A 25,506-nucleotide genomic window follows, 5' to 3' on the forward strand; every position below is an offset into this window, starting at 1 on the left:
ATTTAATTATAATTCTTAAACGAATAATTCTAGCAGGTCATTTAAAAAGCGGTGGCCTTTTTGGCTTACCTGCCAGTTATCTTTATCATCAATTAGTAAGCCTTTTGCAATTGCATCAGTCAAGGCTTGTTCCTGACTTGGCAGTGACAAACTTGTAAGCAAAGGTAAATCAGCTTTGGGGCAGGGTTCGACTAAACGAAAACGATTCATAAAGAATTCAAAAGCTAAGTCGTCTTCTGCTACTTGCCATTGTTCGTATAAATACGGTTTGGCAAGATCCATATAACCTCGTGGGTGTTTTACTTTCACCGTACGGGTGATGACTTTATTTTCATCGGTAATTTTACCATGTGCACCGCAGCCGATACCGAGATAATCGCCAAATCGCCAATAATTCAAGTTATGACGGCATTGGTAGCCGGGCTTCGCGTAGCCAGAGATCTCGTATTGCTCATAACCTGCAGCTGCCAGCAATGCTTGACCTTGTTCTTGAATATCCCACAGAGTGTCGTCATGCGGTAAGGTCGGTGGCTTAGAAGCAAATTGAGTATTCGGCTCAATCGTTAGTTGATACCAAGATATGTGTGGAGGATTAAGCGCGATGATTTTTTCAAGGTCGCTTAAGGCATCTTCAAGAGATTGTCCGGGTAAGCCATGCATTAAATCAAGGTTAAAGCTATTTAACCCCGCTTGGTGTGCCTGTTTAGCTGCATAGCTTGCTTCGTCAGCACCATGAATACGGCCAAGGGCTTTTAGCTTGTCATTTTGCATGCTTTGTACGCCAATCGAAATACGATTGATGCCAGCGGCAACATACTCTTTAAAGCGACCTGTTTCGACGGTACCGGGATTAGCCTCTAGGGTAACTTCACAGTCATCACTTAGGCCAATTAATCTGTCGACTTCACCTAGTAAGCGGGTATAAGCGTCACCCGTTAATAAGCTTGGGGTACCGCCACCAATAAATATGCTGTGGATTTTACGCCCTTGCACCAAGTGCAAGTCGGCCTTGAGATCATCAATTAGATGCTGAACATATTCTTTTTCGGGGATTGTGCCTTTTTGGCCATGGCTATTAAAGTCACAGTATGGGCACTTTTGCACGCACCAAGGCACGTGCACATATAAACTTAAAGGCGGTAAACTCACAGGCCGCCTTTTTGCTGCAATTGCGCAAGTAGTTGTTTTAAAGCTTGGCCGCGATGGCTAAGGGCATTTTTTTGCTCCTTAGTTAACTGAGCGCTAGTGCATTGCTCAGACGGTACGTAAAAAACAGGATCATAACCAAAACCACCCTGACCATCTTGGCTATGGGTGATTTCGCCTTCCCAACTGGCACTACAAATAAGTGGTGTAGGGTCGTCGGCGTGGCGCATTAATACCAAAACACACCAAAAACGCGCACTGCGAATTGGGTTATCAGCAAGCTCTTTTAATAGCTTGTCGATATTATCTTGATCGCTTGCACCCGCTCCGGCAAAGCGTGCAGAGTATACACCCGGTGCACCATTTAGGCCGTCAACTTCAAGACCTGAGTCATCAGCAATAGCGGGCATGCCAGTGATCTTTGCAGCATGGCGCGCTTTAATAATGGCGTTTTCAACAAATGTGGTGCCTGTTTCAGGCACGTCTGGTACTTGAAAATCGCTTTGTGGAACCACGTTAATATTAAGAGGGCTGAGCATACTTGCCAACTCTTTTACTTTGCCAGGGTTACCCGTGGCTAAAACCAAGGTGTTATTCATAGGTCTATTAATCTACGTAAAATTTTTGCTGAAACTTCAGCGTTTGTACTTTGCCATTTTGATTTATTTCGATATCAAAACGGTAGATTTCTTCGTTGCTATAATCGATTTGAGCTAGGTAATAAATTGCATCGCCTTCAACAACTTCTTTAAACTTAAGCTGCTTTTTATTGCCAAGCAAATTACGTGCTGTGCCTGTTAAAGTTGCAGTCTGTGCTGTTTTATCGCTGTTTTTTAATACCGAAATATTAATAATCCCTTTGCTAGGGCTACGCTCTAAATCGTAGTTTTTGGCGATATTAGGCTGGATAAAGGTCGATGGAAATGCAATGTAGTGAACTTCCCAAGGGCCAAGTACCTTGTACTGAGCGCCTGCCTGTTCATCCGCTTTGGCATAGCTTGTAAATAAACTTAATACAATTAAAGAAAAATAAATAAATTGCTTCATGGTATATCTCACTTAACAAAAGAGGCCTTTCGGCCCCTTACTGCGTCACGTTAAACGTTTAGCCAATTAAATCCAACAATAGAAACTGTAAAAACTGTAGACCAATAATCAACACTAAGATTGATAAGTCTAAACCACCTAGTGGTGGAATAACCTTACGAATAGGGCGTAACATAGGTTCAGTTAGCTGGTGGAATACAGCTTCAATTGGGTTGTAACCCTGGCTTACCCAGCTTAGTAAAGCACGAATAATTAAAACCCAAAATAGTAAGTTTAACCCTTCTTTAACGACAGTTATTAAAGCCTGAATAAATACCGGACCTGGCGCCCAAGCATTATAAAACATCAGAAAAATAACACTGAGTTTCGCTACTGCAACTAAATAAGCAAGCACTAACGAAGCAATATCAAAGCCACCCACTCCTGGAATAATTTTACGAAGCGGGTTTACTGCGAACGAAGTGGCTTTCACCACAAACTGGCTCATAGGATTGTAAAAGTCAGCTTTTGCCGCTTGTAACCAAAAGCGTAAAAGGACCACCATTAAAAAGAGATCAAAAATAATCCCAACTAAAAAGTGCATGGCTTGCATAATTTTACCTTAAAAGTAAGCTTAAAGTTCTTTTTCCATCGCTTCAGCGCGGGCTATACAGGCATCCATTGCATCTGCAACAGTACCTACTAAACCTTGTGATTTTAAATGCTCAACCGCTTCGTGAGTGGTACCACCTTTAGAGGTTACATTTGCACGTAGCTGAGCAATACTGATGTCTGGTTGCGAAAGTGCCATTTCGGCTGCGCCTAGTGCAGTTTGTTGTACTAAACGGCGCGCATCTTCATCACTAAAGCCAAGTGCTTTAGCTTTTTCTTCGATAGCTTCCATAAATAAGAAGAAGTAAGCAGGTGATGAACCTGTAACAGCGATGATGTCGTTGATTTGTGACTCTTGCTCAACCCAAACAACAATGCCTGTACACTCAAAAACTTGTTGTACAAACTTGTGCTCTTCAGCGGTTTCGCCTGCGCCATATAGACCTGAAACACCACGACCGAGTAATGATGGTGTATTAGGCATACAACGCACCATTTTCACGTCTTGACCTAGCATTTCACGTAAACGGTTTACGCTAAGGCCCGCTGCCACTGAAATAAATAGCTTGTCGCTAAAATCAACGCCAGAGTCTTGGAATGATTGGCAAAGATCGCCCATCATTTGTGGTTTAACAGATAAGACAATTACATCAGCATCGCGAAGTGCCGCGTTGTTATCCGCGGTAGTTTGCACCCCGAAATCAGCAGCAACCTTAGCTAATTTTTCTTGGTTGCGATTGGTTGCAATGATGTTTTTAGCTGCAAAACCGTTCTTTACCATGCCGCCAATGATGGCGTAGCTCATGTTACCCGTGCCTATAAATGCGATTTTTTTGTCTGACATATGTCTGTTATCACCTTTTAATTTCGTTGGCCAAATATATCCGTGCCAATGCGTACCATGGTTGAACCCGCAGCAATCGCCGCTTCAACATCGTTACTCATACCCATCGACAAGGTGTCTACTTGGGGATATTGGGCCTTTAGTTTATCAAAGCAAGCGCTTAATTGCTCAAAATATTGTAATTGTAGCTGGGCATCGTCGGTTTTGGCAGGAATTGCCATCACACCGCGCAAGCACAAATTAGGGCATTGACTGATAAATTCGGCCAGTGCCATTAGCTCGTCTGGGTGGCAGCCTGACTTAGCCTCTTCTAAACTAATATTAACTTGAATTAATACATTGAGCGGGGCTTTGTCGGCTGGCCGTTGCTCATTAAGACGTTTTGCAATTTTTGTGCGGTCAACACTTTGCACCCAATCAAAATGAGAGGCTACTTGAGCACTTTTATTTGATTGAATAGGGCCAATAAAGTGCCAAATAATGTCTTTATAATCAGCCAATGCTGTTACTTTTGTTACCGCTTCTTGGACATAAGATTCGCCGAACTGGCGTTGGCCATGCTCATAGGCAGCAATAATATCGTCGGCAGGTTTTGTTTTTGAAACAGCCAATAGGTTGATTGATTGCTCATCGCGGCGATTATTTTTTGCAGCTTGAGCAATTCTTGCGTAGGCGGATGTAAGTCGTTCTGCTATTGTAACCATATAATTATCAGTTGGTTGTGGAGTCATAAATGGATATTACCGAATTATTGGCCTTTAGTGTGCAACACAAAGCCTCGGATTTACACTTGTCATCAGGCGTATCACCTATGATACGTGTTGATGGTGATGTGCGCCGTATTAATATTCCAGCATTAGAACAAAAAGATGTAAATAGTCTGGTATACGATATTATGAACGATAATCAGCGTAAGGACTACGAACAAAATCTCGAAGTGGATTTTTCTTTTGAAGTACCAAACCTTGCGCGTTTTCGTGTAAACGCATTTAACTCAAACCGTGGCCCAGCGGCGGTGTTTCGTACTATCCCAAGTGATGTTTTAACGCTTGATGACTTAGGTGCGCCTGATATTTTTAAAACCATTTCCGATAATCCGCGTGGTTTAGTGTTGGTTACAGGCCCGACTGGTTCTGGTAAATCAACTACCTTAGCGGCGATGGTTGATTATATTAATCAACATAAGCATCACCATATTTTAACTATCGAAGATCCTATCGAATTCGTGCACGAGAATAAGCTGAGTCTCATTAACCAACGCGAAGTTCACCGTGACACGCATAGCTTCTCTAATGCACTTAGAAGCGCATTACGTGAAGATCCGGATGTAATCTTGGTGGGTGAGCTTCGTGACCTTGAAACAATTCGCTTAGCGATGACCGCGGCAGAAACAGGTCACTTGGTGTTTGGTACCTTGCATACTACTTCTGCACCAAAAACTATCGACCGTATCATTGACGTATTCCCTGGTGAAGAAAAAGACATGGTGCGTTCAATGTTGTCTGAATCACTACGTGCCGTAATATCACAAACCTTACTTAAAAAAGTGGGCGGTGGCCGAGTAGCAGCCCATGAAATCATGATAGGTATTCCTGCTATCCGAAACCTAATCCGAGAAGATAAAATCGCGCAAATGTATTCATCAATTCAAACCGGTGCGTCCCATGGAATGCAGACCATGGATCAATGTTTAGCAAGCTTAGTTAACTTCGGTATTATTACAACCAATGATGCGCGTGCTAAAGCACAGGATAAAACCCAGTTTGGTGGTTAACGGAGTTATTTTAAAATGTCTTTACCTTTAAATCATTTTTTACAAGTTATGATCGACAAAAAAGCGTCTGACTTGTTTGTTTCTAGCCAACTGCCTGTCAGTGCAAAAATAAACGGTGAGCTAGTACATCTTACCGACGAAAAGCTTTCTGATGAAGCTTCACTCGATTTGGTTGAGTCAGCCATGAGCGATAAGCAGCGTAAAGAATTTCATGATACTAAAGAGTGTAACTTTGCGATTGCAACTGATGAGGGCCGTTTCCGTGTTTCTGCTTTTTGGCAGCGTGACAGAGCTGGTATGGTTATTCGTCGTATCGTGACTCAGATACCTGATGTGAATGAGCTAGGGTTGCCGTCAACCTTAACCGATGTGATTATGGCTAAACGTGGTTTAGTTCTGTTTGTGGGTGGTACAGGTACGGGTAAATCGACCTCGCTCGCTGCGCTTTTAGGTTATCGTAACCGCAACCAGCGAGGTCATATTTTAACGATTGAAGATCCTATTGAATTTGTTCATGAGCATCGTAAAAGTATCATTACTCAACGTGAAGTAGGTTTAGATACAGAAAGCTTCGAATCAGCGCTAAAAAGCTCGTTGCGTCAAGCGCCTGATGTAATCTTAATTGGTGAAATACGCTCACAAGAAACCATGGAGTATGCATTAAGCTTTGCAGAAACAGGTCACTTGTGTGTGGCAACACTGCATGCGAATAATGCTAACCAAGCAATCGACCGTATTATGCACTTAGTACCTAAAGAAAAGCACGATAAGTTAAAATACGACTTAGCACTTAACCTTCGCGCTATTGTTGCTCAGCAGTTGGTTCCAACTGCCGATGGCGAAGGACGTGTAGCTGCTATCGAAATTTTGCTAAATTCGCCTATGGTGGCAGAGCTTATTAAAAAAGGTGATGTTGGTTCTATCAAAGAAACCATGGCGAAATCGAAAGAAATGGGTATGCAGACCTTTGATCAAGCATTGTTTGAGCTTTATAAGCAGCGTCGCATTAACTACGCCGATGCGTTGCATCATGCTGATTCGCCAAATGACCTACGCTTAATGATTAAGCTACAAAACAATGAGCAAAGTGGCGCAGGCTTTTTACAAGGCGTGACTATCGATGGTCTTGATGGAAAGAGTGACACATAAATGGGATTGCGAGTAAGTTTAATCAGCTGGTTATTACTATTAGTGAGTACGTTTCATGTATACGGTAATGACAATAAAGGTGTGGTTATTTTTATTCGCGATGATGTTTATGACGATTACAGTCGCTTTTTGAATGGTCGTAAGCCTATTGAAGTTAAAGACTTCAGTGGTGCTTACATTCGTCGCGATGTAGTCGATATGATCATAGCTCAACAAGCATTGAATATAGGCGGCTACACTAAGCCATTTCGCTACCACAAAGGTAATGCTAATTACCGTAATACCAAGCTGTTAGAAGATGGCCAGCTTTTACTCAGCTTTGATAGTGTATGGTCTGTTGATGCAAAGTCGCTTGCAGAGTCGGTGTACATATCAGATCCTGTGATTCGAAATGGTGAGTATTTTGCGGGCATTTTTACCTCACCGAACAATAAAAAAGCGCTGCAAATAAAACAGCTTACTGACTTTAAGCAATTAACTGCGGTGTCAACGCCACGCTGGCAAACCGATTGGCAAACGTTATCGGCTCTGCCACTGAAAGAATTACTTAGAGAAGACGAGTGGCTAGGACAAGTCCGCACTGTATCGATGCAGTGGGTTGATTTTATGATGATGCCCCTGATGCCCAGCCTCAATAATCGTTATTCCTTAGAGAATATTGAATTGGTTGCTGTGCCTAACCTTTTACTTCAGCTTAAAGATAGCCGCCACTTTATCATTTCGAAGAGTCATCCCGATGGCAAAGAAGCCTTTGCTGCAATTCAAAAAGGGCTTGCACAACTTCGTCAATCAGGTGCAATTGAAAAAGCCTACCGAGAGGCAGGCTTTATTCCAGATTTAAAAGACTATATTGTGATTAACGAAGAGCGCTAGTCGCCGTAAAATTGTTCAAAGAAGCTTTCTAAGATGATCACTGCAGACATGTTATCAACATTGCCTTTACCAAGGTTTCGATAGCCACCTTGTTCGAATAAACGGGCTTTGGCATCTGCAGTTGTTAGTCGTTCGTCATGAGTTTCAACCGGAATAGCAAAGTGGTTGTGTAAGCGATTAGAGAACTTCTTCGCTTTAAAGGTCACCTCTTGATTCGTACCATCCATATTAAGCGGTAAACCAACTACCATTAAATCAGGTTGCCATTCGTCCACTTGCTTTTTAATGAGCTGCCAATCAGGAATACCATCTTTCGCTTTTACTGCTTGTAAGCTTGATGCTGTTCCTGTGAGTTCTTGACCTATAGCTATACCAATGCTTTTGGTTCCAAAGTCAAAACCCATTACGGTGCGTTCACCCACCGGCTTAAAAGTTCGTTTTGTCATAGTCTTAAAATTTTAAATGTTAAGCGTGGCCTGCTTCAGAGCTTAATTGCCCGACATCAAAACCGAGCATAGAAACCGCTTTTTCCCAGCGTTTTTCGACTGGAGTATTAAAGATGATTTCAGGATCAGCTTTGATAATTAACCAGGAGTTTTCTAACAGCTCTTGTTCTAATTGGCCTTGATCCCAGCCAGCATAGCCAAGAGTGATAATAAATTGATCAGGTGCCTCACTTGTGGTTAAGCTTGCTAACACATCTTTTGAGGTCGTGATCATAATGTCACTGCTGAGCTTTTGACTCGCTGCATAACCAGGCTTTGGCGAATGTAAAACAAACCCGCGATCGGTTTTTACAGGTCCGCCAGCATACACAGCTAAGCCTGCAGCTTGTTTGCTTTTGTCGTTATCAATTTCGATTTTATCGAGTAGCTCGCCCACAGTGATGTTGATAGGCTGGTTAATCACCAAGCCCATTGCACCATCTTGATTGTGCTCACAAATATAAGTGACAGCACGCTTAAAAAAAGGGTCTTGCATGCTCGGCATCGCGATTAAGAAATGATTCTCTAATGACTGCATAGGTCGCCCCTTTTGTTGTTTAAATTAAGTATGGCTCAGTTTTCTTTCAATGGCATCAAATAAGTGACCAGTGATTGAAATATCATAAGCAGCTTCAATCTCTTTTACACACGTTGGCGCAGTGACATTGATTTCAGTTAAGCGGTCGCCAATGATATCTAGACCAACAAAAATAAGGCCTTTTTCTTTCAATGTCGGCGCAACTGCTTCAGCAATTTTGCGGTCAGAGTCGCTAATAGGGCGTGCTTCGCCACGACCACCCGCTGCTAAGTTACCGCGCGTTTCGCCATTTTGTGGAATACGCGCTAAGCAATATGGCATCACTTCACCATCAACTACAAGTACGCGTTTGTCGCCTTGTTTGATTTCAGGAATATAATTTTGTGCCATTGCAAAACGGTTACCATGCTCGGTTAATGTTTCGCAGATCACACCTATATTCGCATCATCCTCTTTAACACGAAAGATAGATGCCCCTCCCATGCCATCAAGCGGCTTTAAGATAATATCTTTATGCTCAGCTAAAAATGCACGAATGTCTGCTTGGCTTCGAGTTACCAACGTATCAGGGGTATGTTCGCTAAACCAAGCTGTAAATAGCTTTTCGTTGGCATCACGTAAGCTTTGAGGCTTGTTGATAATAAGAGTACCGGCTTGCTCGGCACGCTCTAAAATATAGGTTGCGTAGATATACTCAGTATCAAAAGGTGGATCTTTACGCATTAAAATTACGTCTAAATCAGCTAAAGCAATAGTGGCTTTTTCTTCTAACTCGTACCAGTGATTTACATCATCAAAAACACGGGCTTTGGCTGCAGTTGCATAGCCTTGACCTTGACGCAGAGACAGGTCATCCATTTCCATGTAGTAAATTTCGTAACCGCGCTTTTGTGCTTCCATCATCATTGCAAAGCCAGTGTCTTTTTTAATATTAAAGCCACTTATTGGATCAGAGATTATGCCTAACTTAATTGCCATTATTTTGCCTTAGAATCGTATGCCATACTGTGTTTTGTTACTTTGATATATGGGTGTTTTTACGGTTTTCAATTCGCTAAATCGCCAAACTGTAATTGCAGTGCGCTTAACACGGTCAGGGCCGCTGTTTCTGTCCGCAAAACACGAGGGCCTAAACGAATATCAACAAAATTTTGTTGTTTAGCTATATCGATTTCTTCATCGGTAAAACCACCTTCAGGACCCACTAAAAAACGCACGCCCTCGCTAGGCACATGAATAGTTTTAATGCTGTGCTCAGCACGTGGATGTAAGGTGAGTTTTATTGCTTCACTTGCTTGCTCTAACCATTCTTTTATATCGATAGGAGGATGTACAACTGGTACATAATTGCGGCCAGATTGTTCTGCTGCAGCAATTGCAATTTTTTGCCATTGTTGGTGTTTTTTCTGCAGTCTATCGCCACTGAGTTTTACACCACAACGTTGACTAAAAATAGGAGTGATTTCTGTGATACCTAACTCTACAGATTTTTGAATAGTGAAATCCATTTTATCGCCACGAGAAATACCTTGGCCCAAGTGAATTTTTAAAGGCGATTCAACATTATGATCAATAAATTCTTGTGGCTCGACCACCACATTTTTTTTGCTGACTTCAATAATCTCACTGAGGTATTCACCTCCTTCACCATTAAAAATCGAGACCTTATCACCGACTTGCATACGTAATACACGGCCAATGTGACCTGCTGCATCATCATCAAGTGCTAATGGTGTGTTTAAAGAAATCGCTGAGGGTTGGTAAATATGTGGAACTCGCATGGCTGTCACTTATCAATAATTTTAGCAATATGGTAAGTATACAGCGGTTTAGGTGCAATTATTTATTTGTTATTTAAACTCATCTTTGGCAGTTAAGGCGTGGGCAGTTGTTTCGGCTATTTCAGATTGGCAAGATAAGTGATTAATGTGAGCTGCATCAGGGCAGGGAGTAAAGCCAAAGCCTTGTCCTTCTTGCTGCACTAAGTAACGTATTTTGTGCAATGAGTTATAGATAAACTTTTGTGCGTCGTCTGCCAGTTGGTAGTCAGTTTGGTTTATCAATACACCTTGTATGTTGTGATGTTCATGTAAATAGCTAGCTAATTCTGAAACACTAATCTCATTACTAAAATCACAGTAGCAATAATCTTTAACGAGTTGATCGAACATGAGCTTTACCATGCTACGGCTATTAGCTCCAGCCACCACAAGGGTTGAGTTTTCGGCATTTGCAAAATAGTGCTGAGCAAATGCACGACTAAACTCATTATCGATATCAACTAATAAATAATTATTAACTTTAAATGGCATAACGCCTCACGATTCAAGAACTTCCGTATCAAATTGAAAACATACTTATTAGTAAATAGCCTATTGCACCGAAAACGGCAAACTCAATACAGGCTATGCCAATGTTATCTTGGTGGTCTACTTCTAACGATGTGTCGATATTGGGTAAAGATATATATTTAATAATATAGCTCAAAATATACAACAATACCCACATTGCACCGCAATGAGATACTAGAGTGAATAAATTTTCTACCATCTTACCACTAATAAAGGATGCACTGGCAAGACCAGCATAACCCGCAAGTGCTAGGCCAATAGACTTACCCGCATAGCGAATACCAATAGAAGTATTTTCAAGATTAAAATTACTTTGTAGCGATGCACCTTGGTTGGCTTTGGCAAAGCGATACTCTCGGATTTTACTATCAAGGGCAAACATACCTTGCAGCACAAAAAAGCTTACAGTGGCGATCAGCAAGCTGCTATAGCCTTGGGTATGGCACCAGTTATATAGACCAAGAGCAATAATACAGTTTGCGATTAACATGCCTGAGTCGACTAAAGCAGCACAGACATTTTGTTTTAATATGGCCGCTTCTTCGTTAAAGCGATGCAAAATCCATTTACGGTGAATTAAGTGACCTATTTTGATAAAGCTAAATAACAGCACAATAAGTAATAGGACCTTGAGCGGGTTAGACTGCGCTGCACTTAAGCTAATTTCATCAAATATATAGGCAATGGTAGCAATAACAACCATGATCTCACTGGCAAAGCTGATCCCCATAGCAAAGTTATCATGCTGTGCAAGCTCTTCTTTAAGCGCTTGTTTTGCTTTGATTTGCGTTAGAATACGTAGCAGTACTATAGTGACGCAAATTACAGCGAAACTAATAGCAATCGCGACTAAACTAGTGTTAGATAGTGATAAATATGACATGCAGGTCCCTGCTAAATAATTCTTTGATAATCATTCTAGTACGGTTATTGGCAAGTTAAAAGAGAGTATTTAATGAGTAATTTACACGCGCTTACCGAGTCACTACATCAGTTAGGCCAAACCCGCTTCGAGAGCCTGTATAAAGGGCAAGCGGAGCAAGAGAAAATTATTAACTTATTGTCTTTAAGTGACTTTGCGTGGAATTGCTTACAGTCTCAACCAGACCTAAAAGATTGGTTACTAGATGATAATGAACTCACTAACCGTACGATTGAAGCTCCGTTAAACAGTGCTGAAATTAGCGAACTTGACGACAATGCAGCGATGGCAAAGCTGCGCTTATATCGCGAAAAGTACTGGTTGAAAGTGGCTTTTCTTGATTTGTGTTGTGCTAACCCAATTGCTGACAGTATTGCTTATATCTCAGCGCTTGCAAACCAGCTTATCGATAGTGCTAATCAATGGGCATTTGCACAAGTAGCTAAAGTCAGCGGCATGCCGCTTGATGATGACGGTAATGCAATGCCAATGTTAGTTTTAGGCATGGGGAAACTTGGCGGAGGAGAACTTAACTACTCATCTGACATTGATTTAATTTTCTCTTATCCACGCGATGTTGCAACACAAGGTGGTCGCCGCTCCATTGAAGCCCAGGTGTTTTATACTAAAGTGGCGCAAAAACTAATTATGGCGCTTAACCAAACTACGGTAAATGGCCAAGTATTTCGGGTCGATATGCGTCTGCGCCCATTTGGTGAAAGTGGGCCTTTGGTGATGAGTTTTAATGCAATGGAAGACTATTACCAAGAGCAAGGGCGTGAGTGGGAACGTTATGCCATGCTAAAAGGGCGTTTAATTGGTTCAGAAAATCGTTATTGGGACGAGTTTTATGAATTGCTTCGCCCGTTCGTTTATCGTCGCTATATTGATTTCTCGGTGATTGAATCGTTACGTAAAATGAAGCAAATGATTGCTCAAGAGGTACGCCGAAAGCGCCTTACAAACAATATTAAATTGGGTGCAGGCGGCATTCGAGAAGTAGAGTTTATAGTGCAAGCTCTGCAAATGGTGCGAGGAGGGCGTGAAGCTAATTTACAAACTCAGTCATTATTGGTTGCTTTAAAAGAGCTCGTAAACAACCAAGTTATGTCGAATAAAGAAGCTGAGTTATTAACACAGAACTATTTAGATTTACGTCAAATTGAGCAGTACCTACAGATTTTCGATGATAAACAAACGCAAACCTTGCCTGATGACGAGCTAAACCAACAACGTTTATGTTATTTGCTCAACAAAGAAGATTTTAATCAGTGTTTAATTAGCATTGAGCAGACCATGTCCCAAGTACATAGTGAATTCGAACAAGTGATTGGCTTTGAAAGTGAAACGGCGGATCCTTGTGAAAGTGAGTATATTAGCGCTTGGGAAATGACTGATGTTAGCCTGATGTGTGAGCCGAACCTTGATTGGCAACCGGCGCTTGAAGATTTTAAAGCGCGATTAACTAAGGCGAAAATTGGCAGTCGAGGTCGTGATATCCTCGATAAATTAATGCCGCTTTTACTTAAACAACTCACTGTAACTAAAGCGAGCTGTGATGCCTTTACCATGATTTGCCAAGTACTGAATAAGATCATTTCACGAACCGCCTACTTGGAGCTGTTATATGAAAATCCCGGTGCGTTAAATCAGCTGGTTTCACTTTGTTGTCATAGTAAATGGATAGGTGAGCATATTTCTCGCTACCCAATTTTACTTGATGAGCTGATCGATCCTCAGGTGCTCTATAAACCGACGCCTCTGTCTGCTTACAAAAATGAAATTAGACAGTATTTCTTACGCATTGAGCATGGTGACTTAGAATTGCAAATGGAAGCACTTCGTCAGTTTAAACAAACACATCAATTACGTATTGCCGCAGCAGATGCAACAGGTGTTCTTAGTGTAATGAAAGTAAGTGATCACCTTACTGCGCTTGCTGAGGCTATTGTAGAGCAAGCTGTAAATATAGCATGGCATGCCTGTGTTGAGCGCTTTGGTCAGCCAGCGAATACTTCAGAGCAAGAAAAAGGCTTTGCAGTGATAGCGTATGGCAAAACGGGCGGTTTTGAAGTCGGTTACGATTCAGATCTTGATCTTGTGTTTGTGCATAACCACGATGGTAGCAGTTACACTGATGGTGATAAGTCGATTGATTCTAGGCAGTTCTACTTAAAGCTGGCGCAGCGCTTAATGCACTTATTCAATACTCGCACCGCTTCTGGCATTTTGTATGAGCTTGATACTCGCTTAAGGCCTGAAGGAGCGTCTGGGCTACTGGCTATTAATCTAGAAAGCTTTTATCACTATCAACAAACTCAAGCATGGACTTGGGAGCATCAAGCACTAGTCCGCTCACGAATGATTTATGGGCAAACCTCATTGAGCGAGCGTTTTGCACAAATTCGCAAAGACGTTTTATGCCAAGCCCGCGATAATGAAAAGCTGAAAACAGATGTCGTTGAGATGCGTGAAAAAATGCGCGCTCACCTTGCTAAAGGGAATGATGAGCTATTTGACTTAAAACAAGATAGGGGCGGTATTACAGATATTGAGTTTATCACTCAGTACTTGGTGTTGAATAATGCTATGCAGCACCCTGAGCTAACTACTTGGTCTGATAATGTGCGTATTTTAGCTGATGCAGCTCGTTTGGATTGTATCAGTGAACAAATGCAGCAAGAGTTAATCGCTGCGTATATTGCGTATCGTTCACGCTATCATGTGATGAGTTTGAATCAGCAAGGGCGTTGTGCGCCACGTGCTGAGTTAACTCAGCACATCGACTTAGTAAGTCAGGCGTGGCAGCAGGTGTTTTAGCTTTTTAAGCGACGGCAGTTTTCGCGCACATAAGCTGAGGGCAGCTCGGTTATTACCGCTGCTCTTTGCTTAAAGCAGAAGTAAGTGTAAACCTCATTTTCGAAATCATCGTTGATGGCGCGGCCAACTTGGTAAAGTGTTGAGACAAAATTACTATCAACGCGAAAATGGTCTTTTACCACATAGTCTTTACTTAAATACCAGTACAGCACGATATCTTCGTGGCGGGCATAATCCGCGAGTACATCTTTTAGAGTATTACCACTTTCAAAACGACGTGGTTGAATCTCTCCAGTCCAGTTTGGCGATGAAGGATCGACTACTTTTTCACGTTCAAAAAGTGCTACATCAAGGCTGGTTTCTGGCGTAGGCAATTTAAGAACGTACTTATCTCGTTCGTTATTTTTGTCATTTACTTGGTTACGTAGTGCTGCATAAAAGCGCGATAAGCCTTGTGCCGCAGCATTCTTAGTATCTTTCATGTCCATTACTGGACCACTACCGAATAAAAAGTAAATAGCAGCAGCAATTAAAATAAATGCTAGTGATAAATGCTTAACCCAGAACCACATTTCTAATACTCTTGTTGTTGATTAGCTTTATAAAACCATACAAACAGCAAAATGTCACTCTACTTGTAATAAGAAGGGGCATTCTTGTCTGGACGGGTTTTAAAGCGGCGATGTAGCCACATGTACTGTTCTGGCGCTAAATCGATGGCTTGCTCCATACGTTGATTTACATGAGTAACATCAACAAGATCATCACCACTTGGGAAGTTTTCAAGAGCAGGTAACACTTCTAGGTGGTAGCGACCATTTTCATCACGACGACTAGTTAAACTCACCGTTTCGCAGTTGCGGCTACTTGAAAATAGCAGCGTCCCCGTTGTTGTTGCAGCTTCTTTTACCGCATAAAAGGGGGCAAATTCACAGCGTTTACGGCCGTAATCTTGATCTGGCAAGTAGTAGCAAACTTTTTTATTTTTAAGTGCTTTTAATAAGCCTTTGACATCTTTTTTGCCAATTAAGTATTCGTTTGAACGAAGACGACCGTTAGTCGTGAAATATTCCATCAAAGGGTTATTGTGTGGGCGATAAAAGCCAATACCTTGGTGTTTTACACCCATAATACGGCTCGCCATTTCTAAGTGTAAAAAGTGTGGCACAAGTAACAGAACACCTTTACCTGCTTGCTGAGCCTTTTCAAAGTGCTCAAGACCTTTAACTGAACCAAACACTTTATTGATACGCCACTGGGGCCACCACCAAGCCATGCCGGTTTCCATCATTGCAATACCGGTATTTTCCATATTTTTAAGTACTAATTCACGTTGTTCATGTTCTGGCATATCAGGAAAACATAAACGAATATTCACTTCAGCAATATGACGGCGGCGCTTCATAAAACGGTGTACTAAACGACCAAGTAGTTTTCCAAGCGCTAGTTGTAATTTATGTGGTAACCAAGAGATAAGATATAAAAAGAACACGCCAACCCAAGTTAACCAGTAACGAGGGCCTAAAAAAGACGCCTTAAAAGGAGATGAACTAACCACAAAAAAATCTCTGAAAATAAAAAAGCTAGTTTAACTGTATGTCTTTAAAAATACAAAAAAGCCAGCACGAGGCTGGCTTTTAAATAAGGACTCATTAGAAGAAATTACTAGATTTCTTTTAAACCTTGGTTAATTGCCGCAAGGTCTTCGCTTGTTAGTGTACCAGCAGCTTGCTTCAAACGAAGTGTTGAAACAACATAGCGGTAACGAACGTTTGCTAAATTACTTTTTGCATTATAAAGGTTTTGCGTGCTGATCAGTACGTCTACGATAGTACGTGTACCAACTTCAAAGCCTGCTTCAGTTGCTTTAAGCGCACTTTCAGCAGAAACAACAGCTTGTTGTAGAGCTTTATAAGTTGCGATGTCAGATACCACTTGGTTGTATGATGTGATAACTGAGCGGGTTACTGCACGTAAGCTTGCTTCTAAGTCTTCACTTGCCGCGACATAGTAAGCACGAGCTTGCTCAGTTGCAGCGGTAGTTGCACCACCTGAGTAGATAGGCAGGCTAAAGTTTACGCCAATTTTAGCACTATCTTCACGTGGCTTATGTGAGTTACTGTTTAAGTCAGTTAGGCTGTCACCATATGAAGCATTTAATGTTAGCTTCGGATAATGCCCCGCTTTTGCTAAATCGATTTGATCTTTAGCAATATCAACCGTGACTTTTGAAACTTGCAGATTTAAGTTGTTGTCTTTTGCAATTTCGATGTAGTCAGTTGACTGTTTTTTAGGTGCAACCGTTGAAAACGTTTCGGTATTCAACATATCTAATTTAGCGTGGTATTTACCTGTGATTTCGCGAAGCTGCTCACGAGCTGTTTCAACACTATTCTTAGCAACAATTTCTTGCGCAACAGAGTTATCGTACTGAGCTTGTGCTTCGTGAACATCAGTAATCGCTGTTAAACCAACCGCATAACGTTCTTTTGTTTGTTGCAATTGGCGCTCGATAGCGCGCTTTTCTGCTTGTACGAACTCAAGGTTATCGATTGCACTTAGTACGTTGAAGTAACCCTCAGCAACACGAACGATTAAATCTTGGCGAGCAAAGTCGTACTGAGCATTTGCTTGTAGTGCTTGTTTATCTGCAATACCAAGTGAATTCCATGCGCCTAAATCAAACAGTGTTTGGTTTAAGCTGATACTACGGCTAAACTCATCAGGATCATAGTCATAACCGGTATAACCCGTTGCATCATTACCGTCATAAAGATCTGATTTGGTTGATTGGTAACCAAGGCTTAAACCAATTTGTGGTAATAGTGCACTTAACGCGCGATCGCTCTCATAGGCTTGCGCATCTGCTTGGGCTTTTGCTTTAAGTACGGTAGGATCGTTTGCCGTAGCAATCTCGTATACTTGCAGTAAGTCTTCAGCATAACTAGCTGTTGCAGTCAGTGCGCTTGAAAACCCGATCAGCGCAGCGAGTAGTGTTTTTTTCATTGTTCGTTCAGTCCTTAGACAATTTTGTACTGTCACCATGGTACTCTTTTTTAATGAATAACCAAAAAAAAATTACGTAAATCTGCATGTCCAAGTGTAACAGAATATAATTGGCCGTAACATTTACTTAAAACGTAAAGGAAATAGTGAATGAAAATATCAGCAATCTCACAATTTAACCATGATGACATAGAGTTAAAGCCGATTGAGCGTGTTTATGATGGTTTCTTTAAAATTAATACTTATCGCTTTCATCATGCATTGTTTGCTGGTGGTAAATCGGTAGAAGTTAAACGCGAAATATTAGAACGTGGTCATGCTGTTGCAGTACTTCCTTATGACCCTACGACCGACCAAGTTTTATTAATCGAGCAAATCCGAATAGGTGCGTTAGCATCCAAGCAGTCACCTTGGTTGCTTGAGTGTATTGCAGGCATGGCTGATGGCAGTACTGATTACGAAGATGTTGCTAAGCGAGAAGCATTTGAAGAAGCGGGCATTGAGCTTAATGAGCTAGAATTTATGATGTCTTACCTTTCAAGCCCAGGTGGTACAACTGAGCGTTTGTATTTATATTTAGCACGCACTGACTTAGCTGGGTATCAAGGTGGAATTTTTGGTCTAGATAATGAAGATGAAGATATCAAAACTCATGTAATGTCATACGATGAGGCTATGTTACGTTTAGAGCAAGGTGAAATAGACAATGCTGCCACAGTTATCTCATTACAGTGGTTAGCACTGAATAAGCAACGTATACTGTCTGATTGGAAAAACTCATAGGGGATTATTTTGTCGTATGTCAGTGCCCAGCAGCGTTATATTCAAAGCTTACCTAAGTATTTAACTTTGTGTGAGCATAACTATGTGCGTGCGCTTAAACTATTACCACATGAGCGTCGTGTAGGTCAGGAGCGAAAGGTGCAATTAGGCCATAGTACCTTTGCTGTTAAAGTTGACGATACAGCAAAATACACCACAGATATTTCTATTAGCCAAGAGGCGGGTAATTTAGCCTCAGTTAAGCCTTTGTATTTAACTGTGCGTATGTACCATGATGCGAAAGTAGCCGAAATTGTGCATCATGATTTTCATCAGCGTATTAAGCCTTCTTACGCTTATCCAAACCCGAACATGCATCAAAAAGATGAAAAATATCAGCTTAATGCCTTTTTGTATGACTGGCTGATTGCTTGTGTTGAAAATGGCCGAGCAGTTTTAAATTGGGATGTAAACAATGGCTTGGTTTAGTAATGCCTACCATTTTGATAAAACAGCGCTAAAAGTCGCTCATATCACTGACTGCCATCTATCAAAAGATACTAGTGGTGAATACTTTAGCGTGAATACGGCAGCATATTTTGCGCGTTGTTTACAGGCTATTGCTGAGCAAAATGCGGATTGTGTGGTGTTTGGTGGTGATTTAACACAAGATCACAGCAGTGAGTCTTATCAGCTTTTTGCTAAGTTAATAGAAGACGCAGCGCTCAATTGTCCGGTATTTTGGCTGCCGGGTAATCATGATGAACTTTTTGAATATGAAGCGCTTACAAGTTCACAAATTCTAAGTAGTAAACGTATTACCTTTTTAGGTGGGCAACTACTTTTGGTAAACTCAAAAGGTTCGACCCCTGCAGGCTGGGTAACACAAACACATTTAAATGAATTAAGCGAGGCGATAGGACAAGTCCCGAGCGTAGTGTTTTGTCATCATAATCCGCTACCTATTCAGGCTTACTTAGATAAGCATATGTTAGAAAATGGTCCGCAGTTTTTAAATACCTGTGTCAACAGTCAGCAGTGTATTGGCGTGTTCCATGGCCATGTTCATCATGAGTACACTCAAAACTACCGTGATCTCAGCGTGTTTGCGACACCAGCCAGTTCGATACAATTTACTAAGCACACCATGGCATGGCAGCAAGAGGACTTAGGCCCTGCATTTCGACTCATCAACTTAAACATTGATGGGCAACAAAATTTACTGTTAAGCACGGATGTAGTATGGCTAAACGAGTAATTTATATACACGGTTTTAATAGCTCTGAGCAATCTTATAAAGCAGTTCGTTTTGGTAAGCATATGGCGCAATTCGATGTAGATTATCAGGTGCCGCGACTAACTCATGAGCCGTTACATGCAATTTTACAATTAGAACAACTGTTAAATGATGATACTGTATTACTAGGTAGTTCATTAGGCGGTTTTTATGCGACCTATTTGTCGCAACGTTATTCGATACCCGCGGTGGTAATTAATCCTGCGGTTCGCCCATTTGAGTTACTCGATAACTATTTAGGGGAAAATTATAACCCGTATCAAGATAGTCACTATGAACTTGGTACTCGTCACATGGATGCATTGCGCAGTTTATATTTGCCGCAATTAGACACCCCTTCATTGATTTATTTGTTACAGCAAACGGGCGATGAAGTACTGCCTTTTCAGCAGGCGGTTAAATATTATTCTCAGTGTAAGCAACACGTTGAATTTGGAGGCGATCATAGTTTTATCGGCTTCGAACAAACCTTTGCAAGTATTGTAGATTTTCTTAAAATCACGTAAAACATAGCTAAGCGCATAAAAGATATAAAAACTATGAGTCAGCAAAATTATAACGCCGAAGCAATTGAAGTCTTAAACGGGTTAGAGCCCGTAAAACGCCGCCCAGGTATGTATACCGATACGGTTCGTCCTAACCACTTAGGTCAAGAGGTTATCGATAACAGTGTCGATGAAGCAATGGCTGGTCATGCAACAAAAATAGATGTCATCCTTCATGAAGATAACTCGCTTGAGGTTATCGATGATGGCCGTGGTATGCCAATTGATATACACCCTGAAGAGGGTATTCCGGGTGTGGAACTTATTTTTACCAAGCTGCACGCTGGTGGTAAGTTCTCTAATAAAAACTATCAGTTTTCAGGTGGTTTACACGGTGTAGGTATTTCGGTTGTGAATGCGCTATCGACTCGTGTTGAAGTTACCGTCCGTCGTGATGCACAGCAATTTCGCATGGCCTTTGAAAACGGCGATAAAGTTGAAGACTTAAACGTGATTGGCACTGTGGGCAAACGTAACACAGGTACAACCGTGCGTTTTTGGCCTGATGCCAGCTATTTTGACTCAGCTAACTTCTCTCTTACTAAGCTTAATCATTTATTAAAAGCCAAAGCGGTATTATGCCCAGGCCTGCGCATTAAGTTTACCAACAAGCAAACTAAAGAAAGCCAAGAGTGGTATTACGAAACGGGCTTAAAAGACTATCTAGTTGAAGCAGTTAAAGGCTTTGAAGTATTACCAAAAGAACCTTTTATTGGTGAGTTTTCAAGCTCAACAGAAGGCGCTGACTGGGCTGTTGTGTGGTTACCAGAAGGCGGTGAATCGATCGCTGAGAGTTATGTTAACTTAATTCCTACCGCTCAAGGCGGTACGCATGTCAATGGCTTGCGTCAAGGCTTGCTTGAAGCAATGCGTGAATTCTGTGAATTCAGAAACTTATTACCACGAGGCGTAAAGCTTACGCCAGATGATATCTGGGAGCGTTGTAGCTACGTATTGTCGGTTAAAATGCAAGACCCGCAGTTTGCAGGCCAAACGAAAGAGAAGTTATCATCTCGCTCATGTGCTGCGTTTGTCTCGGGTGTGGTGAAAGACTCATTCAGTTTATGGTTAAACGAACATACTGAAACCGCTGAATTATTAGCTGAGCTATGTATCTCAAATGCACAGCGCCGTTTACGTGCTGCTAAAAAAGTCGTGCGTAAGCGCATTACCTCAGGCCCTGCATTACCCGGTAAATTAACTGATTGTAGCGCTCAAGATAATGACCGCACTGAACTGTTTTTAGTAGAGGGTGACTCTGCAGGTGGTTCAGCAAAACAAGCGCGCGACCGTGAATTCCAAGCAATTATGCCGCTTCGCGGTAAAATATTAAATACGTGGGAAGTTGAGTCTGGGCAAATTTTAGCATCACAAGAGGTGCATGATATTTCTGTGGCCCTTGGTATAGACCCTGACTCAAGTGATTTATCTGGTCTGCGTTATAACAAAATTTGTATTTTGGCCGATGCTGACTCGGATGGATTACACATTGCCACCTTGCTTTGTGCGCTGTTTGTTCGTCACTTTCCATCGCTAATAAAACAAGGCCACGTGTACGTAGCTATGCCTCCGCTATTTCGTATCGACATTGGTAAAGAGGTTTATTACGCCCTTGATGAAGATGAAAAGAACGGTATTTTAGCGCGCATTGAAGCCGAGAAAAAACGCGGTAAAGTCAATGTTCAACGCTTCAAAGGGTTAGGTGAAATGAATCCGTTACAATTACGCGAAACGACCATGGATCCTAATACACGTCGTTTAGTGCAATTAACCTTGGACGAAGAAGAGCAAACTATGGAAATGATGGATATGTTACTTGCGAAGAAACGTTCGTCAGACCGCCGTCAGTGGTTAGAAGATCACGGTAACCGCGCTGAAGTTTAATAAAGTGTGTGGCAATCTAGTTTCTAGCAAAGAATTAAAGGGCAAGACAAAAATGAAAAAAATACTGACCTCAATATTATCGCTGAGCTTGTTATCAGCGCCTGTAATGGCAAAAGATATTCTTGATAAGTTAACAGTTACTGATGGTTTTTCTATTAGTCTGTTTGCTGATGATGTTGAAAATGCGCGTCAAATAGCGGTTTCAAAAAGAGGCATTGTTTACGCAGGTTCCCGTAAAGCAGGAAATGTTTATGCTCTGATTGATCACAACAGTGATGGTGTGGCTGATAGAAAAATGGTTATTGCCACAGGTCTTGAAATGCCATCAGGTTTAGCAATCAAAGACGGTGACTTATATGTGGCTGAAGTGTCACGCATCATTCGCTTTAAAGACATCGATAAAAACCTAAAAGATCCAAAATTCGATGTGGTTTACGACAAGTTTCCGACTGATCGTCACCATGGTTGGAAGTTCATTAGTTTTGCGCCAACGGGTGAGCTAATTGTGCCTGTGGGTGTGCCATGTAACATTTGTGCTGAAGACGACAAGTACGGTCGTATCTTTTCGTTAGATGTGGATACAAAAGAAATTAAAACAATCGCCAAAGGAGTTCGTAACTCAGTTGGTTTTGATTATCACCCTACAACTAATGCATTTTGGTTCAGCGACAATGGCCGTGACATGATGGGTGATGATATGCCACCTTGTGAAATTAACCGTGTTGGTGAAGGTGAAGAGGGCGCCCATTATGGTTTCCCTTATGTTCACGCAGGTGCAATTTTAGATCCTGAGTTTGGTAAAGGTAAAAGTATTGCCGACTACAAATCACCAGCTCTTGCATTAGGTGCTCATGTTGCACCACTGGGTATTCATTTTTATAACGGCAAGCAGTTCCCTGCGAAATACAAAGAACAGCTGTTTGTTGCTGAGCATGGCTCTTGGAACCGCAGTAAAAAATCAGGCTATAGAGTGATGCTAGCGAATGTTGAGCAAGGTCGTATTACTAAGTACACCCCGTTCATCACAGGCTTTATGCAAAACGAAGAAACATTTGGTCGCCCAGTTGCATTTGCAGAGCTTGCAGATGGCAGCTTATTGATCTCAGACGACTTTGCTAACGCGATTTATCGTGTTAGTGCTAAGAAAAAATAGGTAAGCGTTAATGAGTGATACAGATACCTTGCTGATGCAAGGCGTAGAACAACAAACAATGGGGCGCTTTACTGAAGACGCCTACTTAAACTACTCAATGTACGTCATTATGGACCGTGCTTTACCTCACGTAGGTGACGGTCTAAAACCTGTACAGCGTCGTATCATTTATGCAATGAGCGAACTGGGGTTATCGGCGCAAGCAAAATATAAAAAATCAGCGCGTACGGTGGGTGATGTACTAGGTAAATACCACCCGCATGGTGATAGTGCTTGTTACGAAGCGATGGTGTTAATGGCACAACCGTTTTCTTATCGCTACCCGCTGGTGGATGGTCAAGGTAACTGGGGTGCTGCGGATGATCCTAAGTCATTTGCTGCAATGCGTTACACCGAAGCGCGTTTATCTAAGTTCTCAGAAGTTCTACTAAAAGAGCTTGGTCAAGGCACCGTAGATTGGACCGCAAACTTTGACGGCACACTCGATGAGCCAATGGTATTGCCTGCGCGTTTACCGCATATCTTACTTAATGGTGTAACCGGTATTGCGGTGGGTATGGCAACTGATATACCCCCACATAATGTTCGTGAAGTTGCCAGTGCTTGTTGTTTATTACTTGATAAGCCAAAGACTGAAATCGAAGAGTTGCTTGAGTTAGTGCATGCGCCTGACTACCCAACAGAAGCTGAGATCATCACACCGAAAGACGATATTCGTAAGATTTATCAAACTGGACGTGGCTCTATCAAGATGCGTGCAATTTACACTGAAGAGCAAGGCGACATTGTGATCACTGCGCTGCCTCACCAGTGTTCAGGTGCAAAAGTGCTCGAGCAAATAGCAGCTCAAATGAATGCTAAAAAGCTGCCGATGGTTGCGGATTTACGTGACGAATCTGATCACGAAAATCCAACCCGTATTGTAATTGTTCCACGCTCAAACCGCATTAAAGCTGAGCCATTAATGGCTCACTTATTTGCAACCACAGATTTAGAAAAAAACTACCGTGTAAACCTAAACATGCTTGGCCTTGATGGTCGTCCGCAAGTTAAAGATTTACGTAGTATCTTAACAGAGTGGTTAACGTTCCGCCGCGAAACAGTTCGCCGTCGCTTACAACACCGTTTAGATAAAGTACTCGCACGCTTACATATTTTAGAAGGTTTATTAACGGCCTTTTTAAACATTGATGAAGTCATCGAAATTATCCGTACTGAAGATAAACCAAAGCCTGTTTTAATGGAGCGTTTTGGTTTAACTGATATTCAAGCGGAAGCGATTTTAGAGTTAAAACTACGTCATTTAGCAAAACTTGAAGAGTTCAAGATAAAAGGTGAGCAAGATGAGCTTGCGCTTGAGCGTGACAAGTTAGAGCAAACTCTTGGTTCAGAGCGTCGTATGTCGACCTTGATGAAGAAAGAAATCCAAGAAGCGGCAGAAATGTACGGTGATGAGCGTCGCTCGCCTGTCGTTGAACGTGTCGAAGCTAAAGCACTTAGTGAAAAAGATCTTATCCCTTCAGAGTCAGTCACCGTTGTATTATCTGAAAAAGGCTGGGCTCGTGTCGGTAAAGGTCATGATTTAGATGTTGAAGGACTAAGTTATAAGTCAGGCGACAGCTATAAAGCCTCTGCGCGAGGTAAGAGTAATCAGCCAGCAGTGTTCCTTGACTCAAGTGGTCGTGCTTTTGCGACTGATGCGCATAGCTTACCTTCAGCACGAAGCCAAGGTGAGCCAATGACTGGGCGTTTTAATTTAAGCTCTGGCGCTAACTTTGAGCATGTGGTGATGGCAGAAGATAACCAAGTGTTGTTAATGGCTTCAGATGCGGGTTACGGCTTTATTAGCGACTTTAAAGATCTTGTGAGTAAGAACAAAAACGGTAAAGCGCTGGTTAGCGTACCTAAAGGCGGTGAATTACTCGCGCCAATTAGAGTTACTGATGTAGCGACAGATTACTGTATGGCTATTTCTAACGAAGGCCGAATGTTGTTATTCCCACTGCGCGATCTACCTAAGCTTAGTAAGGGTAAAGGAAATAAGATTATTTCTATTCCTAGTGCGAAAGTACAAGCTCGTGAAGAGTTCGTAAAAGTGCTCGCGGTTGTACCAGAAGGCAGTAGTGTAACCTTACATGCAGGAAAGCGAAAACTGACACTTAAACCAAGTGATCTTGAGCATTACCATGGCGAACGGGGTAGGCGAGGTAACAAGTTACCGCGTGGTCTACAACGGGTAGATGAAGCTGTTATTGAATTTACACAAGTTGATGATAATGAAGAGCCAACTTCAGAAGTAACAGAATAAAAATAAGGCCC

At 41.8% G+C, this 25,506-nt stretch carries 26 protein-coding genes; 11 read left to right on the top strand and 15 right to left on the bottom strand.

Going from position 1 to position 25,506, the window contains the following annotated elements:
• Positions 1-15 precede the first annotated feature (15 nt).
• Genes hemW through J8Z25_RS03675 form a run of 6 tightly spaced genes read right to left on the bottom strand, consistent with a single transcriptional unit; the run spans position 16 to position 4,359 of the window.
• Positions 16-1,149: a radical SAM family heme chaperone HemW gene (gene hemW, locus J8Z25_RS03650; RefSeq protein ID WP_130049647.1), complete on the bottom strand. Its 1,134-nt coding sequence runs from the start codon at positions 1,147-1,149 to the stop codon at positions 16-18.
• On the bottom strand, positions 1,146-1,745 hold the full coding sequence (locus tag J8Z25_RS03655; protein ID WP_250661690.1) for an XTP/dITP diphosphatase: 600 nt from the start codon (positions 1,743-1,745) through the stop codon (positions 1,146-1,148). The genes hemW and J8Z25_RS03655 overlap by 4 nt, the downstream gene beginning before the upstream one ends.
• Positions 1,746-1,752: 7 nt before the next feature.
• The gene (locus tag J8Z25_RS03660) at positions 1,753-2,193 is read right to left on the bottom strand and encodes a DUF4426 domain-containing protein (protein WP_178926612.1); all 441 of its coding nucleotides are present in this window, start codon (positions 2,191-2,193) and stop codon (positions 1,753-1,755) included.
• A gap of 58 nt (positions 2,194-2,251) precedes the next feature.
• Complete coding sequence (locus tag J8Z25_RS03665; RefSeq protein WP_130049645.1) at positions 2,252-2,785, bottom strand: YggT family protein; 534 nt, start codon at positions 2,783-2,785, stop codon at positions 2,252-2,254.
• Positions 2,786-2,806: 21 nt separating this feature from the next.
• Positions 2,807-3,628 (bottom strand): pyrroline-5-carboxylate reductase, encoded by an 822-nt coding sequence (gene proC / locus J8Z25_RS03670; protein ID WP_130049644.1) that lies wholly within the window; start codon positions 3,626-3,628, stop codon positions 2,807-2,809.
• 17 nt (positions 3,629-3,645) lie between these two features.
• Positions 3,646-4,359, bottom strand: a complete 714-nt coding sequence (locus J8Z25_RS03675; RefSeq protein ID WP_167658191.1) for a YggS family pyridoxal phosphate-dependent enzyme — start codon at positions 4,357-4,359, stop codon at positions 3,646-3,648.
• A gap of 2 nt (positions 4,360-4,361) precedes the next feature.
• Here J8Z25_RS03675 and J8Z25_RS03680 point away from each other — a divergent pair, with 2 nt between their 5' ends.
• Genes J8Z25_RS03680 through J8Z25_RS03690 form a run of 3 tightly spaced genes read left to right on the top strand, consistent with a single transcriptional unit; the run spans position 4,362 to position 7,424 of the window.
• The gene (locus J8Z25_RS03680) at positions 4,362-5,402 is read left to right on the top strand and encodes a type IV pilus twitching motility protein PilT (protein ID WP_130049642.1); all 1,041 of its coding nucleotides are present in this window, start codon (positions 4,362-4,364) and stop codon (positions 5,400-5,402) included.
• Between the two features lie 15 nt (positions 5,403-5,417).
• Entirely contained in the window at positions 5,418-6,551 is a 1,134-nt protein-coding gene (locus tag J8Z25_RS03685) for a PilT/PilU family type 4a pilus ATPase (RefSeq protein WP_130049641.1), read from the top strand.
• A complete protein-coding gene (locus tag J8Z25_RS03690; RefSeq protein WP_130049640.1) occupies positions 6,552-7,424 on the top strand; it encodes a hypothetical protein in 873 nt (290 codons plus the stop codon).
• Here J8Z25_RS03690 and ruvX read toward each other — a convergent pair.
• The 6 genes from ruvX to J8Z25_RS03720 all read right to left on the bottom strand — a co-directional run bounded on the left by ruvX (position 7,421) and on the right by J8Z25_RS03720 (position 11,681).
• Positions 7,421-7,870, bottom strand: coding sequence for a Holliday junction resolvase RuvX (gene ruvX, locus J8Z25_RS03695; RefSeq protein WP_167658189.1), 450 nt, complete (start codon positions 7,868-7,870; stop codon positions 7,421-7,423). The genes J8Z25_RS03690 and ruvX overlap by 4 nt on opposite strands.
• A gap of 19 nt (positions 7,871-7,889) precedes the next feature.
• A complete protein-coding gene (locus J8Z25_RS03700; RefSeq protein ID WP_130049638.1) occupies positions 7,890-8,447 on the bottom strand; it encodes a YqgE/AlgH family protein in 558 nt (185 codons plus the stop codon).
• Between the two features lie 24 nt (positions 8,448-8,471).
• Entirely contained in the window at positions 8,472-9,425 is a 954-nt protein-coding gene (gene gshB / locus J8Z25_RS03705) for a glutathione synthase (RefSeq protein WP_250661691.1), read from the bottom strand.
• A gap of 68 nt (positions 9,426-9,493) precedes the next feature.
• Positions 9,494-10,228 carry a 16S rRNA (uracil(1498)-N(3))-methyltransferase gene (rsmE, locus tag J8Z25_RS03710; protein ID WP_178926615.1) on the bottom strand — a complete coding sequence of 245 codons (735 nt, stop codon included), beginning with the start codon at positions 10,226-10,228 and terminating at the stop codon, positions 9,494-9,496.
• Between the two features lie 69 nt (positions 10,229-10,297).
• Positions 10,298-10,759 carry a hypothetical protein gene (locus J8Z25_RS03715; protein ID WP_130049635.1) on the bottom strand — a complete coding sequence of 154 codons (462 nt, stop codon included), beginning with the start codon at positions 10,757-10,759 and terminating at the stop codon, positions 10,298-10,300.
• 28 nt (positions 10,760-10,787) lie between these two features.
• On the bottom strand, positions 10,788-11,681 hold the full coding sequence (locus J8Z25_RS03720) for a DUF350 domain-containing protein (RefSeq protein WP_130049634.1): 894 nt from the start codon (positions 11,679-11,681) through the stop codon (positions 10,788-10,790).
• Between the two features lie 72 nt (positions 11,682-11,753).
• Here J8Z25_RS03720 and glnE point away from each other — a divergent pair, with 72 nt between their 5' ends.
• Positions 11,754-14,540 carry a bifunctional [glutamate--ammonia ligase]-adenylyl-L-tyrosine phosphorylase/[glutamate--ammonia-ligase] adenylyltransferase gene (glnE, locus tag J8Z25_RS03725; protein WP_130049633.1) on the top strand — a complete coding sequence of 929 codons (2,787 nt, stop codon included), beginning with the start codon at positions 11,754-11,756 and terminating at the stop codon, positions 14,538-14,540.
• Here glnE and J8Z25_RS03730 read toward each other — a convergent pair.
• From J8Z25_RS03730 to tolC, 3 genes are all read right to left on the bottom strand, one after another.
• A complete protein-coding gene (locus J8Z25_RS03730; protein ID WP_130049632.1) occupies positions 14,537-15,112 on the bottom strand; it encodes a TcpQ domain-containing protein in 576 nt (191 codons plus the stop codon). The genes glnE and J8Z25_RS03730 overlap by 4 nt on opposite strands.
• 59 nt (positions 15,113-15,171) lie before the next feature.
• A complete protein-coding gene (lpxL, locus tag J8Z25_RS03735; protein ID WP_130049631.1) occupies positions 15,172-16,098 on the bottom strand; it encodes an LpxL/LpxP family Kdo(2)-lipid IV(A) lauroyl/palmitoleoyl acyltransferase in 927 nt (308 codons plus the stop codon).
• 107 nt (positions 16,099-16,205) lie between these two features.
• The gene (gene tolC / locus J8Z25_RS03740; RefSeq protein WP_130049630.1) at positions 16,206-17,546 is read right to left on the bottom strand and encodes an outer membrane channel protein TolC; all 1,341 of its coding nucleotides are present in this window, start codon (positions 17,544-17,546) and stop codon (positions 16,206-16,208) included.
• A 150-nt stretch (positions 17,547-17,696) separates the two neighbouring features.
• Between tolC and J8Z25_RS03745 the strand changes: the two genes are divergently transcribed.
• The 7 genes from J8Z25_RS03745 to parC are packed head-to-tail and all read left to right on the top strand — an operon-like array spanning position 17,697 to position 25,495.
• The gene (locus J8Z25_RS03745) at positions 17,697-18,329 is read left to right on the top strand and encodes an NUDIX domain-containing protein (protein ID WP_130049629.1); all 633 of its coding nucleotides are present in this window, start codon (positions 17,697-17,699) and stop codon (positions 18,327-18,329) included.
• Between the two features lie 9 nt (positions 18,330-18,338).
• Positions 18,339-18,797: a DUF1249 domain-containing protein gene (locus J8Z25_RS03750; RefSeq protein WP_130049628.1), complete on the top strand. Its 459-nt coding sequence runs from the start codon at positions 18,339-18,341 to the stop codon at positions 18,795-18,797.
• A complete protein-coding gene (locus J8Z25_RS03755) occupies positions 18,784-19,566 on the top strand; it encodes a metallophosphoesterase (RefSeq protein ID WP_130049627.1) in 783 nt (260 codons plus the stop codon). Before J8Z25_RS03750 ends, J8Z25_RS03755 begins: the two co-directional genes overlap by 14 nt.
• Positions 19,551-20,111, top strand: a complete 561-nt coding sequence (locus tag J8Z25_RS03760) for a YqiA/YcfP family alpha/beta fold hydrolase (RefSeq protein WP_130049626.1) — start codon at positions 19,551-19,553, stop codon at positions 20,109-20,111. Before J8Z25_RS03755 ends, J8Z25_RS03760 begins: the two co-directional genes overlap by 16 nt.
• A 33-nt stretch (positions 20,112-20,144) precedes the next feature.
• Complete coding sequence (gene parE / locus J8Z25_RS03765) at positions 20,145-22,034, top strand: DNA topoisomerase IV subunit B (protein WP_130049625.1); 1,890 nt, start codon at positions 20,145-20,147, stop codon at positions 22,032-22,034.
• Positions 22,035-22,086: 52 nt separating this feature from the next.
• A complete protein-coding gene (locus J8Z25_RS03770; RefSeq protein WP_130049624.1) occupies positions 22,087-23,187 on the top strand; it encodes a PQQ-dependent sugar dehydrogenase in 1,101 nt (366 codons plus the stop codon).
• Positions 23,188-23,197: 10 nt separating this feature from the next.
• The gene (gene parC / locus J8Z25_RS03775; protein WP_130049623.1) at positions 23,198-25,495 is read left to right on the top strand and encodes a DNA topoisomerase IV subunit A; all 2,298 of its coding nucleotides are present in this window, start codon (positions 23,198-23,200) and stop codon (positions 25,493-25,495) included.
• Positions 25,496-25,506: the final 11 nt, after the last annotated feature.

It is taken from the genome of Pseudoalteromonas sp. SCSIO 43101 (assembly GCF_023650775.1).
Lineage (GTDB): Bacteria > Pseudomonadota > Gammaproteobacteria > Enterobacterales > Alteromonadaceae > Pseudoalteromonas > Pseudoalteromonas apostichopi.

Coding starts and splice junctions, on each gene's coding strand:
- proC (WP_130049644.1), bottom strand. CDS start 3,628: ATGTCAGACAAAAAAATCGCATTTATAGGCACGGGTAACATGAGCTAC.
- J8Z25_RS03685 (WP_130049641.1), top strand. CDS start 5,418: ATGTCTTTACCTTTAAATCATTTTTTACAAGTTATGATCGACAAAAAA.
- parE (WP_130049625.1), top strand. CDS start 20,145: ATGAGTCAGCAAAATTATAACGCCGAAGCAATTGAAGTCTTAAACGGG.
- J8Z25_RS03770 (WP_130049624.1), top strand. CDS start 22,087: ATGAAAAAAATACTGACCTCAATATTATCGCTGAGCTTGTTATCAGCG.
- J8Z25_RS03760 (WP_130049626.1), top strand. CDS start 19,551: ATGGCTAAACGAGTAATTTATATACACGGTTTTAATAGCTCTGAGCAA.
- gshB (WP_250661691.1), bottom strand. CDS start 9,425: ATGGCAATTAAGTTAGGCATAATCTCTGATCCAATAAGTGGCTTTAAT.
- J8Z25_RS03745 (WP_130049629.1), top strand. CDS start 17,697: ATGAAAATATCAGCAATCTCACAATTTAACCATGATGACATAGAGTTA.
- J8Z25_RS03720 (WP_130049634.1), bottom strand. CDS start 11,681: ATGTCATATTTATCACTATCTAACACTAGTTTAGTCGCGATTGCTATT.
- J8Z25_RS03680 (WP_130049642.1), top strand. CDS start 4,362: ATGGATATTACCGAATTATTGGCCTTTAGTGTGCAACACAAAGCCTCG.
- J8Z25_RS03715 (WP_130049635.1), bottom strand. CDS start 10,759: ATGCCATTTAAAGTTAATAATTATTTATTAGTTGATATCGATAATGAG.
- J8Z25_RS03660 (WP_178926612.1), bottom strand. CDS start 2,193: ATGAAGCAATTTATTTATTTTTCTTTAATTGTATTAAGTTTATTTACA.
- J8Z25_RS03655 (WP_250661690.1), bottom strand. CDS start 1,745: ATGAATAACACCTTGGTTTTAGCCACGGGTAACCCTGGCAAAGTAAAA.
- J8Z25_RS03755 (WP_130049627.1), top strand. CDS start 18,784: ATGGCTTGGTTTAGTAATGCCTACCATTTTGATAAAACAGCGCTAAAA.
- rsmE (WP_178926615.1), bottom strand. CDS start 10,228: ATGCGAGTTCCACATATTTACCAACCCTCAGCGATTTCTTTAAACACA.
- parC (WP_130049623.1), top strand. CDS start 23,198: ATGAGTGATACAGATACCTTGCTGATGCAAGGCGTAGAACAACAAACA.
- J8Z25_RS03690 (WP_130049640.1), top strand. CDS start 6,552: ATGGGATTGCGAGTAAGTTTAATCAGCTGGTTATTACTATTAGTGAGT.
- J8Z25_RS03700 (WP_130049638.1), bottom strand. CDS start 8,447: ATGCAGTCATTAGAGAATCATTTCTTAATCGCGATGCCGAGCATGCAA.
- J8Z25_RS03730 (WP_130049632.1), bottom strand. CDS start 15,112: ATGTGGTTCTGGGTTAAGCATTTATCACTAGCATTTATTTTAATTGCT.
- tolC (WP_130049630.1), bottom strand. CDS start 17,546: ATGAAAAAAACACTACTCGCTGCGCTGATCGGGTTTTCAAGCGCACTG.
- glnE (WP_130049633.1), top strand. CDS start 11,754: ATGAGTAATTTACACGCGCTTACCGAGTCACTACATCAGTTAGGCCAA.
- ruvX (WP_167658189.1), bottom strand. CDS start 7,870: ATGACAAAACGAACTTTTAAGCCGGTGGGTGAACGCACCGTAATGGGT.
- J8Z25_RS03675 (WP_167658191.1), bottom strand. CDS start 4,359: ATGACTCCACAACCAACTGATAATTATATGGTTACAATAGCAGAACGA.
- J8Z25_RS03665 (WP_130049645.1), bottom strand. CDS start 2,785: ATGCAAGCCATGCACTTTTTAGTTGGGATTATTTTTGATCTCTTTTTA.